11 protein-coding genes and 2 riboswitches are annotated in these 11,833 nt (G+C 36.3%); of the genes, 7 read left to right on the top strand and 4 right to left on the bottom strand.

The window, feature by feature from the left end:
* Positions 1 to 21 precede the first annotated feature (21 nt).
* A riboswitch (cobalamin riboswitch) is annotated at positions 22 to 206 on the top strand.
* Positions 207 to 464: 258 nt separating this feature from the next.
* Entirely contained in the window at positions 465 to 1,238 is a 774-nt protein-coding gene (locus FH508_RS12395) for a hypothetical protein (protein ID WP_172771617.1), read from the top strand.
* Between the two features lie 190 nt (positions 1,239 to 1,428).
* Here the strand turns inward: FH508_RS12395 and FH508_RS12390 are convergent, their stop codons facing one another.
* On the bottom strand, positions 1,429 to 3,366 hold the full coding sequence (locus tag FH508_RS12390) for an elongation factor G (protein ID WP_172771616.1): 1,938 nt from the start codon (positions 3,364 to 3,366) through the stop codon (positions 1,429 to 1,431).
* A gap of 180 nt (positions 3,367 to 3,546) precedes the next feature.
* Positions 3,547 to 3,733: riboswitch (cobalamin riboswitch) on the top strand.
* A 227-nt stretch (positions 3,734 to 3,960) separates the two neighbouring features.
* Here FH508_RS12390 and FH508_RS12385 point away from each other — a divergent pair.
* The 5 genes from FH508_RS12385 (at position 3,961) to FH508_RS12365 (ending at position 7,977) form a co-directional block, all read left to right on the top strand.
* On the top strand, positions 3,961 to 4,944 hold the full coding sequence (locus FH508_RS12385; RefSeq protein ID WP_172771615.1) for an ABC transporter substrate-binding protein: 984 nt from the start codon (positions 3,961 to 3,963) through the stop codon (positions 4,942 to 4,944).
* A gap of 53 nt (positions 4,945 to 4,997) precedes the next feature.
* Positions 4,998 to 5,672 (top strand): precorrin-3B methylase, encoded by a 675-nt coding sequence (locus tag FH508_RS12380; RefSeq protein WP_228134058.1) that lies wholly within the window; start codon positions 4,998 to 5,000, stop codon positions 5,670 to 5,672.
* A 263-nt stretch (positions 5,673 to 5,935) separates the two neighbouring features.
* Entirely contained in the window at positions 5,936 to 6,430 is a 495-nt protein-coding gene (locus FH508_RS12375) for a DUF2243 domain-containing protein (protein ID WP_172771613.1), read from the top strand.
* On the top strand, positions 6,420 to 7,250 hold the full coding sequence (locus FH508_RS12370) for a cytochrome c oxidase assembly protein (RefSeq protein ID WP_172771612.1): 831 nt from the start codon (positions 6,420 to 6,422) through the stop codon (positions 7,248 to 7,250). The genes FH508_RS12375 and FH508_RS12370 overlap by 11 nt, the downstream gene beginning before the upstream one ends.
* Positions 7,251 to 7,740: 490 nt before the next feature.
* Complete coding sequence (locus FH508_RS12365; RefSeq protein WP_172771611.1) at positions 7,741 to 7,977, top strand: hypothetical protein; 237 nt, start codon at positions 7,741 to 7,743, stop codon at positions 7,975 to 7,977.
* Between the two features lie 88 nt (positions 7,978 to 8,065).
* Here the strand turns inward: FH508_RS12365 and FH508_RS12360 are convergent, their stop codons facing one another.
* Positions 8,066 to 9,262, bottom strand: coding sequence for a class I SAM-dependent rRNA methyltransferase (locus FH508_RS12360; protein WP_172771610.1), 1,197 nt, complete (start codon positions 9,260 to 9,262; stop codon positions 8,066 to 8,068).
* A gap of 62 nt (positions 9,263 to 9,324) precedes the next feature.
* A complete protein-coding gene (locus tag FH508_RS12355; RefSeq protein ID WP_172771609.1) occupies positions 9,325 to 10,242 on the bottom strand; it encodes an alpha/beta hydrolase in 918 nt (305 codons plus the stop codon).
* Between the two features lie 173 nt (positions 10,243 to 10,415).
* Between FH508_RS12355 and FH508_RS12350 the strand changes: the two genes are divergently transcribed.
* On the top strand, positions 10,416 to 10,895 hold the full coding sequence (locus tag FH508_RS12350) for a dihydrofolate reductase (RefSeq protein ID WP_172771608.1): 480 nt from the start codon (positions 10,416 to 10,418) through the stop codon (positions 10,893 to 10,895).
* A gap of 83 nt (positions 10,896 to 10,978) precedes the next feature.
* Here FH508_RS12350 and FH508_RS12345 read toward each other — a convergent pair whose 3' ends face one another.
* Positions 10,979 to 11,614: a PAQR family membrane homeostasis protein TrhA gene (locus FH508_RS12345; RefSeq protein WP_172771607.1), complete on the bottom strand. Its 636-nt coding sequence runs from the start codon at positions 11,612 to 11,614 to the stop codon at positions 10,979 to 10,981.
* Positions 11,615 to 11,833: the final 219 nt, after the last annotated feature.

Here is an 11,833-nt window from a genome sequence, read left to right as displayed (position 1 = left end):
ACCCTGAATTCCTTCACAACTAAATAGCGTGTAGTAATAGGTGTAAATTGCGTGCAATTTACTGAAAAGGGAAGTCGGTGCAAATCCGACACTGTCCCGCAACTGTAAATGTGAGCGACTTTTCAAAGACCACTGTCAAAGGACGGGAAGGTGAAAAGGAGCAATGACCATAAGTCAGGAGACCTGCCTGTTACGAGTACACACCATAACCCTACGAGGAATAGGAGGTGGCATGTTGACAAAGCAGAATGTTCTGTTCGTCACAGTACGTCAAACGACCAATACCAAAGGAATTAAGGATATACGGCATCGAGCCAAATATCTCCCATTGGTTCATTGTTTGATGCTGCTTGATGAATGATAATGATTAGCTGAACGACGGATTTCCTCTCAAAGCAGGAAATCCGTATTTTTATGTGATCGCAACATTTGTTTTGAAAATATGTACGAACTGAGGTGCACGTATGACGAATATTCATGTATGTACAACACAAGAAAAGCAATATGTAGATATGAAGATTTGTAAACTGTCACGAGTTGAAGTTGCCAAGCAGCCTAAAACTAGAATGGTCATTGAAGCTCTTGTCGATCAGTTTTTAGCAACAGGACTTATTCGTAACGAACGTTTATTTAATCAAATATTCTTTAACAAAGATATCATTTGGATTCAAAATGAGGTGTATGACGGTTGCCTTTTTGCTAAAGCAAGCGTGGCGGACGAGCTCAAAACGAAAAAGAACAGCTTTATGATGTACATGCCAACAAATCCAATTGTTTATGAGGTCAATGGTGAGGCGTATCATTTAATAACACGTATTGATTCGATTCGTGCGAAACCAAATTTAGATAGGCTGAATATAGAGCAGAAACCTATTTTAAGTGCTGCGCGAGTCAATGATTTACTATGCTCAATGGTTATGCGTTTTTATATTACCTATTTAGAAGATTTGTCGTTAGTCGTTCATACAAATCAAGATACTAATAAAATATTAGATTTAATAAAATATGTAAAGCATGAATACGAACACTTTCTTGAAAGTGTGAAAGAATTAAATGACTATCATTTAAATTGGCACCCACGAGGCAATGGTCATCAATTATTGCTTCAACTGATCGAGCAATTACAAATTTTAAAGAGTAAACCTGGCACGGTTCTTGTAGATTTTACGAATAGTAATGGTTATGTAATTGTGGAATCGGCAAATAGCTTTGTTGCGAAAGTAAAGAAAGCTTTATAGGAAATATAAAAGGCATCGAGATGTTCTCGATGCCTTCAGTTATTTTTTAAGGAGAATAATATTGATGGATATTGCGGATAACTTTTGAAACCGCCGATAAAAGCCTAGGAATCGCCGATAGAACCGTTGAAACCGCCGATAAACCACTAAAAATCGCTGTGTTGCTATAGAAATGTGTGTCGTTGTTTAATTACAAGCAATGCATGGCTTCTTTTGCGTCATACCAAGGAACGGAATAGCCCTTACCCTTCGCACAAAAAATACTAGACGATGAATAGTCGGGATCAGCTTGCTTATTGTAATTGATTTGCGCTATTACTTCTTCACTATTATGGCATTTATCATAGCCATCAAATTGTAACGATATTGATCCTTTGCCGTTCGTATAAGCAGCGAAAGTAGTACTATAATGCATAAATGTTGCAACAGGAACGCGTCCTGTTAATGTTACTTGTTCCTCTGTTAAGACGGGTGCATCAAATGTACCGTCTGCTTGCTGGATATCGTTCATCATACGACCGATAAAATCATTCGATGCTTTCAATTTGAAGCGATAATACGGTTCAAGCAATATATTTTCGGCTTGTTCCAGCCCTTGTCGAAGTGCACGGAAAGTTGCTTCGCGGAAATCGCCTCCCTCTGTATGCTTGATATGGGCACGTCCTGTCAAAAGGGTGAAGCGTATATCCGTAACGGGGGAGCCTGTTAAAAGACCGTGATGCTCTCGCTCAAATAGATGTTTTTCAATTAGTCGTTGATTGCCAACTGATAAATCATCAGCATGACAAGCGTTAACAAACGTGTTTCCTGTACCTCGAATATTTGGCTCCATTAATAGGTGTACCTCTGCATAATGTTTTAACGGCTCAAAATGACCGTATCCTGTTACAGTTGTTGCAATTGTCTCCATATATAAAATTTTAGGTTCACCAAAAGTAATAGTAAGTGACAAGCGATTTTTTAACACTTCAGCAAGCACTTCAAGTTGAATAACACCCATAATATGTACATGGATTTCTTGAAACTTCTCATGCCATACGACGCGCAACGACGGTTCTTCGGCTTCGAGCAAACGGAATACTTGTAATACTTCTTTTATATGCTGCTGCCCATCATACTGTACTTTAGCTTGTAAAGTCGGCACTAGCTCATATGGCTGAGGAGTCATTGTACTACCTAAAATATCACCGATTTTTGCTATACTTAGCCCTTTTACAGCGAAAATTTCTCCAGCTTGCACTTTTTGTGTTGTGACAAAACGACTTCCATTATATAAGCGGATTTCAGTTACTTTTTCAGTCATAACACCAAATGTAAAGTCTTGGCGTGTATGTAAAGTTCCTTCTAAAGCTTTGATAAAGGTTAAACGTTGCATGCCATCATGACGGATTTTAAATACTTCACCTTGAAATGGTCGTTGATGGTCGAATTGCGTTTCTGTAAGTAGGGGTAGCTGTGATAAAAATTCTTTTATTCCAATATCCTTTAAAGCAGCACCAGTAAAGCAAGGAAATGCTTGCTCTTGTTTAATGAACTTTTGCAACTGCATTAGGCATGTTTGCGCATCGAGAGTTTCTGTCAAAAAGGCATCGAGTAGTTGTTCATCACGCTCAGCTAGCCACTCAGCAATGTGGTTTGGTACGTAATCTGCACACAATGGATCGTTTATTAAAAGTACATGCTCCGAACATTCTTTTTGAAGCTGTCGCACAACGGCACCCACATCAGCACCATCACGATCTATCTTATTTATAAAGAAGAAGGTTGGTACGTTATATTGGCGTAGCAATTGCCACACTGTTTCAGTATGACCTTGTACACCTTCTACAGCGCTTACGATAATGATAGCGTAATCCATTACACGAATTGCACGTTCCATTTCAGGTGAAAAGTCGACATGCCCAGGCGTATCTATTAACGTATAGATATCACTTCCAATTTCCATCCTCCCTTGTTCGGCAAAGATGGTAATGCCACGAGCTTGCTCGATTGAATGATTATCCAAAAAAGTATCTTGATGATCGACTCTTCCGCGCGTTTGAATACTATTCGTGTGGAAGAGTAGTTGTTCACAAAAGGTTGTTTTTCCTGCATCGACATGTGCGAGCACACCAATCGTTTTATACATAAAAAATCCTCATTTCTATTTTTCCTATACGCTCATTGTAACAGATTCAGCTAAAAAACATTTCGTGTTTAATAGTGCTCGTTCATGTTAAAATAGTAGTAAATAATTCATAATTATTAGTTATGGATTTTTTTGTGTGATTGAAAACAAAAATTAGTTCTGCTAGGCTATTTTTATAACTTAATACTGCTATATATTGGTGCAAATGGTTTTTGCCATTTGCTTAAAAGGGAAATCGGTGTAAATCCGATGCTGTCCCGCAACTGTAAATGGGGAGTTTATACAACAGTCACTGTAGTTTAACTATGGGAAGACGTATAAATGTTGAACCTAAGCCAGGATACCTGCCAATATGTATTTTTTACTTAATACCACGAGGATGGGAATAGTGATTGGTTCATTAACCATTGTTTTTTCACTATGTCGCCCTCTTGGAAACAAGAGGGTTTTTTTTTGTGTCTTTTTGAAGAATAGTAGCATGTTGAGTTTTCAATTTATATTAAGAAAAGTCAAGAATAAGCCGTGATCAGTAGCTAAGAAGTCTTTGATTTCTAACTATATAATGAAAAATTACAAACTAAAGGAGAAACAAACATGAAGAAATGGAAAGGCATGTGGTTAGTTCTTGCCATTGCGCTATTAAGTATTTTAGGGGCATGTAGTGCAAAAAATGATTCACAAAGTGAAAATATTGAACCAGCACAAACAGGAGCAAAAGAAGTAACCATTGAAAATAATGAGACGACGCAAGTTTATAAAGATGCACCGAAAAAAGCGATTAGCTTAAATCAACACGTCACAGAAATTATGCTAGCACTAGGCTTAGAAGATTCAATGGTGGGTACTGCCTATTTAGATGATAAAATTTATGAACCTTTACAAGCAGCTTACGATAAAGTACCCGTTATAGCTGAGCAATACCCAACAAAGGAACAAGTCATTGATAGTGAAGCAGATTTTTTATACGCTGGGTGGAAAAGTGGTTTTAGTGAAAAGGGTGTTGGTACACCAGAAGAATTAGAGGCACTTGGTATTCACACCTATTTACATACTTCTTCAAGTATTACAAAACCAACATTAGACGATATTTTTACGGATATCCGTAATATTGCAAAAATCTTCCGTGTGGAAGAGCGCGGTGAAGCATTGATTAATCAGATGACAAATGATGTTGATGCTGTACGTGCAAAGTTACCAGAAGAGGATAAAGAATTACGTGTTTTAGTTTACGATAGTGGGGATAAGGAAGTTTTTACAGCGGCTCAAAACTTTATGGATGAACTTGTCACAGTAGCGGGCGGTAAAAACATTTTTGGCGATGTCGAATCGGGCTGGACAACAGTTTCGAAAGAAGAAACTGTTGAACGCAATCCTGAAGTGATTGTCGTAATTGATTATGGTTCCCAAACTGCTGAAGACAAAATTAAATTCCTGAAAAGTGACCCAGCATTAAAAGAAACAAATGCTGTGAAAAATGAGCGCTTTGTCATTTTACCACTTTCAGCCGCTTCAGAAGGGGTTCGGGCTGCAGAAGCTATTGAAATTTTAGCAAAAGGTTTTTATCCTGAAAACTTTTAAATAACAATCAAAAGAGCTAGCTATTTGCTAGCTCTTTTTCATAAGGAGCACAAATGATGAATGCATTTCATTCGAATATACCAGATCGCACATTTGAAAAACTAAATGTTAATGGAAACTTTACACGCCTTGCAGTAAGTCCAGGTATTATCAATAAGCATTATACACCAGCTCAATTTCAAAAAATTGCAGAGATTGTCGGTGAAAGTGGCGCAATTAAATATTCAGCTTCCTATAGTATTCTTTTATCTGTCCCAACTATAAAAGTAAAGGAGATTATCAATGAGCTTCAAACAGTGGGCTTATATATTGCTAAGCAAGGTCCCATTGTCGCGATAAAAGCTTGTGATTTTTGTGATGGGGATAAAATGGAGGCGGCTGAAATAACAGAACAACTATACGAAGCACTACAGGAAGAAACTGTGCCTTCTAGACTACGGTTAAATATTAATGGCTGTGCGTCTGCCTGCTATAATGCAGTATATGATGATATTGGACTTGTTTATCAAAAGGATAGCTTTGATGTTTACTTAGGTGCCGTGCCGATGGGGGCCCATGCAAAGGCAGGAACACTATTTGCTAAAAGGGTGTCAGTACAAATAATAGAAAGCTTTCTACAACAAATTATTGAGCTGTATCAAAAACATGCACGCCCAAATGAACCTTTCTATAAGTTTTATCGTAGAACAAATAGCGCCGAATATTGGCAAGCATTAAAGGGAAAGTGATTCTACTTATTTTATTTCTGCTTAGAACATAAGATTCACTGCTTAATAGAGATGATGTTGAATTTCTGCATATACGAAGAAGAGAGCTAGCTAAATGCTAGCTCTTTTTCAAATGGTAAACAATATGAGCAAAGACAGCATTTAGTTGTGCAGATTAACGTTTTTATGGGGAAGTATAAGTCTGAACGAAATGTAAATTTAGATTAAAATAATCAAAAATAGGGAAAGATAAGGACGGCAATCTAAAAATAGGGGGCGAAGAAATGACGACAATAAACGCTCATAAAAACAAACAAGTTTATGTAAGTCGTAATTTACTGTCAGGGTTTTTATTTGGGATAGGTCTAGTAGCTTTTATAGACGAGACTATTTTTCATCAACTATTTCGCTGGCATCATTTTTATGATAAGTCGACAACGGATATTGGCTTGATTTCTGATGGGATATTCCATGCGATTAGTTGGTTTGCAACTATTGCAGGATTATTTTTACTTGCAGATATTCGTCGTAAAAGTGGTTTTTGGTTGAAGAGATGGATGGGTGGTTTGATGCTAGGAGCAGGCGGCTTCCAATTATATGATGGGATTATTCAACATAAACTAATGCGAATACACCAGATTAGGTATGTTGAAAATGTCATCATCTACGATATCATTTGGAATGTCATTGCGGCTATTATCCTCATTATAGGACTTTATCTTACCGTTCGCACTAGCAACAACAAAATAAAAGCAGAGGCTATTACTGATGAACGCTAACCATCATCAAATAGCCGAGAGTAGTCATAGTCAAAATCTTTTCGGAATAATACATCCTCAACTAATTTTTTTTATTGTATTTATTACTATATTGTTATTGTATATTTTGGCCGCAGTGATGACGAATCGTAAATATAAAAAATGGCCACATTATCGTATTGCAAGCTTTATTTTAGGGGTTTTATTGGCGATTCTTGCTGTTGTTGGTCCTTTAGCGAATCGTGCTACGGTAGATTTTACAGCACACATGTTTAGCCATTTACTTTTGGGTATGCTAGCACCGTTACTTATTGCTCTCGGCGCACCAATGACCCTATTACTTAGAACTTTAAGCACCCGATTAGCGCGGAAGCTTTCAAGTATGCTAAAAAGTTGGCCTGCAAGGATACTTACGCATCCAATAATCACTTCCTTACTGAATATCGGTGGTCTTTGGATATTGTACACGACTAACCTATATTCATTAATGCACGACAATAGTCTAATACATCTATTTGTCCATTTACATGTATTCATAGCAGGCTATCTATTTACAATTTCTATTATCTATTTTGATTCTGTAAATCATAGGAAATCCTTTATGTACAGGGCCATTGTCTTAATTATTGCATTAGCAGGACATGGAATATTGTCTAAGTATATTTATGCTCAACCTCCTAAAGGTGTTCCGATAGAACAAGCAGAAATCGGAAGTATGGTTATGTACTATGGTGGAGATGTAATTGATGCCATAATAATTTTTATCCTTTGTTTGCAATGGTATAAGGCAGTAAGACCAAGAAATCATGAACTGCAAACAGTAAAGGCACATTTACAGTGAATCAAAGAAAGAGTGACTCTAGCGGAGTTACTCTTTTTTAGTGTAGTTTTTGATGTTTCTATTATTGAGAATTTTTAGTTCAGTTATTAAAATAAAAATATAATCATGTGGTTAAATACTATCATAATGGTTCATTTTCATAACTCTAAGTTTTGTCCTCCATTTTCGCTAGGCGCTTTCCATGAGCATCCAGATTTTACTCGAACAGCTAATATTCTAACATCCCAGTCTAGCCTTTTGATGAGCCATAATAATGGTATTTTACCTAATAAAATATCGAAAGGGGCTAAGATTAGATAAAAAATAAGTTCGTTCTAAATGATTTAAAGAAGATAAAGGGTATTTTAGCTGTTCATGTGATTGGGAGCTTGTCGCTTATATAGATAGAAATTTTCATAGAATGGGACTTAAAGAAAAACTATTTGCTTCTGCGATAAAAATATATTTTAATAAAAACTTATGTAATCCGTTGAAATAAGGAATGGTTAAAATGGTGAAAGCATTAGCTGTAAGTACGATTATTATTTCTTTATTACTTTGGGTACCGAATATTGTGTTTCAAAAAGCATCAACTTTATGGATTTTCACGTTTGTATTATCAGGCATAGGTATTGTCTTAGCTGCATGCGTTAAATCTAAAATTTTAATTATAGGGAATATCATCACATTTTTTAGTTTTTTTATCCTAATGTTTTTAGGTTATATTTTTGTTTTTTTAACAAAGTAATAGATACTTGCTTCAAAAAAAGTAGACAAAGTTGAATAACTCGACTTTGTCTACAGTCTAAGAGGGACTTGATGAAAGTCGCTCTTTTTTAGTTTAATTTTTCAATAAAAACAACTTTTAAGTAATTGAATTCAGGATGTTCACGTGGCACGCGGAAATCTTTTGGTAAACCGTATTCCTCAACGATTTTATAACGCGTATTTGTTTCTTTAAACGCTTGGTCAATAAAGCCTTTGAACTTTTTCATGCCAAAGCTTGCATTGTTTGTAGACGCAACAATAATACCATTTTTTTCGGTAATAGCAATTGTATCCTTTAATAACTTTGGATAATCCTTTGCAGTTGAAAACGTCATTTGTTTTGTTCGCGCAAAGCTAGGCGGATCTAATACAACAAGGTCGAATTTTAACTGATGACGCTGTGCATATTTGAAATAATGAAATACATCCATTACTTTAATGTCCTGTGCCTCATAGTCAATATGATTGACACTAAATTGCTCGATTGTTTTCGCTAAACTTCGTTTGGCTACATCGACACTCGTAGTTTTTGTTGCACCACCAAGTGTTGCTGCCACAGAGAAAGCACCTGTATAAGAAAATGTATTTAATACGGTTTTATGTTGAGAATAGCGTTCACGAATGGCAAGTCGCACTTCACGTTGGTCGAGGAAAATACCAGTCATGGCACCATCATTTAAATGAACAGCATAGTTCATACCATTTTCCTTAACGATAAGTGGGAATTCACCAGGTGTACCCATAACAAAATCGTCCTGTTCAATATATTGCCCTTTACTATCAAAACGTTTTTTCTCATAAATGGCTTTAAAGTTTACTGTTTCTGCAAGAGCCTCATAAATGGCTTCTTTAAATGAATAAATACCTGCACTATACCAGCTCACCATATAATAGCCTTCAAAGAAATCGATTGTCATGCCACCAATTCCATCACCTTCGCCGTTAAAAGCACGAAATGCCGTCGTATCAGGGTTATTAAAGAATGTCTCGCGATTTTGTAGCGCCTTGCTTATTTTTTTCGCAAAAAACGCCTTGTCAATTTCTTCATTAGCATCAGTAGTTAATAGCCAGCCGATGCCTTTATTTTGAATACCATAATAGCCTGTGCCGATAAATCGATTATGAATATCTAGTAGACGAAGTAGCGCACCTTCCTCAGCAGGCAGTTTTCGTGTATCAACTGCTTCTTTTGAGATTAGTGGGTAGCCTTTTTTCAATGGGCCTGCATATTGATTATTAATTTGTAATGCAATCGTTTGTGTCATGTTGTCATCCTTTAAAAAACATTTTGCTCTATTATCGCATTGTTTAGTAGCAATACACAAACTTATTTCACGAATGTCGCAATTTTTTCAACTGTCTCCATTGTAGCAGCCTCAAAAAACTCCATCTTACTAAAATAACTATGAATTAAACCTGCCATATGGACATGCTCAACGTAAACGCCCGCTTCAGTTAATTTTTGAGCGTAAGTCAGACCTTCGTCGTAAAGTACATCTGCTTCAGCCGCAATGATTATTGTTTTTGGAAGTACACCAAGGTTTTCAATATTCATAGGTGAAACAAGTGGATTGTTAAAATTATTGGCCTCTGTATAATGCTCAGCAAACCATTGCATCCCTTGCTTATCTAAACCAAAATGTTCTCCGTAAGAACTATAAGAAGCCGTCGTAAAATCAAGGTTTGTAACAGGATAAATTAGCGCTTGTGCAGAAATTATTGGACCATCTAAGATTGCTGCTAAGTAGGAAACAATTGTTGCTAGATTTCCCCCAGCACTATCACCAGCTACTATTAATCGCGTGTTATCGCCACCGAACGCTGTTATGTTGTTATAAACCCACAGTAATCCATCATATGCGTCGTTTAGTGGGATAGGGAAGGGGTGTTCAGGTGCTAAACGATAATCTACGGATACGACAATAGCATGCGCTTTGTCAGCTAATAACTGACATCCCGCATCCGAGGACTCTAAATTGCCAAAGACCCATCCACCACCATGATAATAAATAATAACAGGTAATTTTTCTGTATGTTCGGGAATGTAAACGCGGATATTAATCTCGTGTCCATCTCGCATACGTATTTTTCGATTCTCGATAGATGCGAGCACAGGCATATGGACAGATTGCCATGTTGGTACTGCGCGCATAACTCTTGCTTCCTGTGGTGATTGTTCATAATAATGTGGTTTACAATCCGTCGCTTGAATATAGCAAACAGCCTCATTGGTTAAACGTGTCATAACATCATCCTTTAAAAATTTTTATTGTTACCTCTCATTATAAACTATTCTTATAAATTTACTATGATTTAAAACCGAAGAAGAAATTTATTTTAAAAATGAGCAGAAATATTCCGATAGTAAAGTAAAATTATGTTTATAATAGGATGAATGATATAACTTGGAGGGTAATGATGATTTCATTAATAGTAGCGCATGATAATAACCATGTCATTGGATATGAAAACGGGATGCCGTGGCATTTACCAGGTGATTTACAATATTTTAAGGAAAAAACGATGGGCAAACCAATGATAATGGGACGGAAAACATTTGAATCGATTGGTAGACCGTTACCAGGGCGACGTAACATCGTAATTACACGTGATGCCAACTATCGTGCTGAGGGTATTGAAGTAGTAACTAGTCTCGACGAAGCACTTTCTATAGCAGGTGATGTGCCTGAAATCATGATTATTGGCGGCGAACAAATTTTTAGATTGTCAATGGACATCACAGATCGAATTTATGCTACAAAAATTAATCATTCCTTTAAAGGGGATACATACTTCCCTAAATATGAAGAGGAATTTGTGCTCGTCTCGTCACAACAACCTGTAACTGCACCAGAAGGGTACACATTTCAATATCAAATTTTTGAACGTAAAGATTAATTAGATTGTTCTAAGCTCAATGAAGAACAAAGCACACGGATTTGCTTATGCCGTGTGCTTTGTTGCGTTACATATTTTTAAAATTATAAATAAAAATAAATACAGGCATACATCGAGCCACATCCAGCTAACACAAACAGATGCCAAATTGTATGATTATAAGGGAGGCTGCGCCAAGCGTAAAAAATAGCACCAAATGTATAGAAAAGGCCGCCAGCTAATAAGAAACCAAAGCCATTACTTCCTAAGAAAAAATAAATCGGCTTAATGGCAAAGATAATAAGCCAGCCCATACCAATATAAAAAATAAGCGATAGTATTTCAAAGCGATTAATAAAAAAACATTTAAATACAACACCTAGTAAAGCAAGTGTCCAAATAACACACAATAAAGTGACCCCTAATGTTCCACCAATTGCGATTAATAAAAACGGTGTGTAGGTCCCCGCAATTAAAATATAGATAGAAGAATGGTCAAGAATAGCGAAAAAATACTTGTATTTTTCAGGCATACTATGGAGTAATGTTGACATTAGAAATAAGATGATAACAGAGGCACCAAAAATACTAAATGATGTAATATACAATGCACTTCCATTTTGGACAGCAGTTAATATTAAAATAACAAGTGCTGGAATACTTGCAAGTAAGCCTATACCGTGAGTAATGGCATTCCACAATTCTTCCTTCCATGTTTTATAGTCAAATGAATCCACCATAAACAACACTCCCTTCGTTCTGTATTTACTATAGCCCAATAATGTGCTTCTTACTATTTACATTTGTCACATATTTACTTATCTAAAATGTCATGTCGAAATTTAGAGGAAATTGTTAGACAAATTTAGTGGAAAAAGGCTATAGTATCGAAGGAAGTGGAATTGAAAAGACTTGAAATAGACACTTGAAATGACAAATGTCATGTTTACATATGGAAA

It is taken from the genome of Lysinibacillus sp. CD3-6, assembly GCF_006351725.2.
GTDB lineage: Bacteria > Bacillota > Bacilli > Bacillales_A > Planococcaceae > Lysinibacillus.
Note: the sequence above shows the minus strand (reverse complement) of the source record. Positions and strands in the feature narration are given on the sequence as shown.

What these genes read in the sequence shown, in the direction of transcription:
- FH508_RS12355 (WP_172771609.1), bottom strand. Translation starts at nt 10,242, where the DNA reads ATGACACGTTTAACCAATGAGGCTGTTTGCTATATTCAAGCGACGGAT.
- FH508_RS12380 (WP_228134058.1), top strand. Translation starts at nt 4,998, where the DNA reads ATGATGAATGCATTTCATTCGAATATACCAGATCGCACATTTGAAAAA.
- FH508_RS12365 (WP_172771611.1), top strand. Translation starts at nt 7,741, where the DNA reads ATGGTGAAAGCATTAGCTGTAAGTACGATTATTATTTCTTTATTACTT.
- FH508_RS12345 (WP_172771607.1), bottom strand. Translation starts at nt 11,614, where the DNA reads ATGGTGGATTCATTTGACTATAAAACATGGAAGGAAGAATTGTGGAAT.
- FH508_RS12360 (WP_172771610.1), bottom strand. Translation starts at nt 9,262, where the DNA reads ATGACACAAACGATTGCATTACAAATTAATAATCAATATGCAGGCCCA.
- FH508_RS12350 (WP_172771608.1), top strand. Translation starts at nt 10,416, where the DNA reads ATGATTTCATTAATAGTAGCGCATGATAATAACCATGTCATTGGATAT.
- FH508_RS12375 (WP_172771613.1), top strand. Translation starts at nt 5,936, where the DNA reads ATGACGACAATAAACGCTCATAAAAACAAACAAGTTTATGTAAGTCGT.
- FH508_RS12390 (WP_172771616.1), bottom strand. Translation starts at nt 3,366, where the DNA reads ATGTATAAAACGATTGGTGTGCTCGCACATGTCGATGCAGGAAAAACA.
- FH508_RS12395 (WP_172771617.1), top strand. Translation starts at nt 465, where the DNA reads ATGACGAATATTCATGTATGTACAACACAAGAAAAGCAATATGTAGAT.
- FH508_RS12385 (WP_172771615.1), top strand. Translation starts at nt 3,961, where the DNA reads ATGAAGAAATGGAAAGGCATGTGGTTAGTTCTTGCCATTGCGCTATTA.
- FH508_RS12370 (WP_172771612.1), top strand. Translation starts at nt 6,420, where the DNA reads ATGAACGCTAACCATCATCAAATAGCCGAGAGTAGTCATAGTCAAAAT.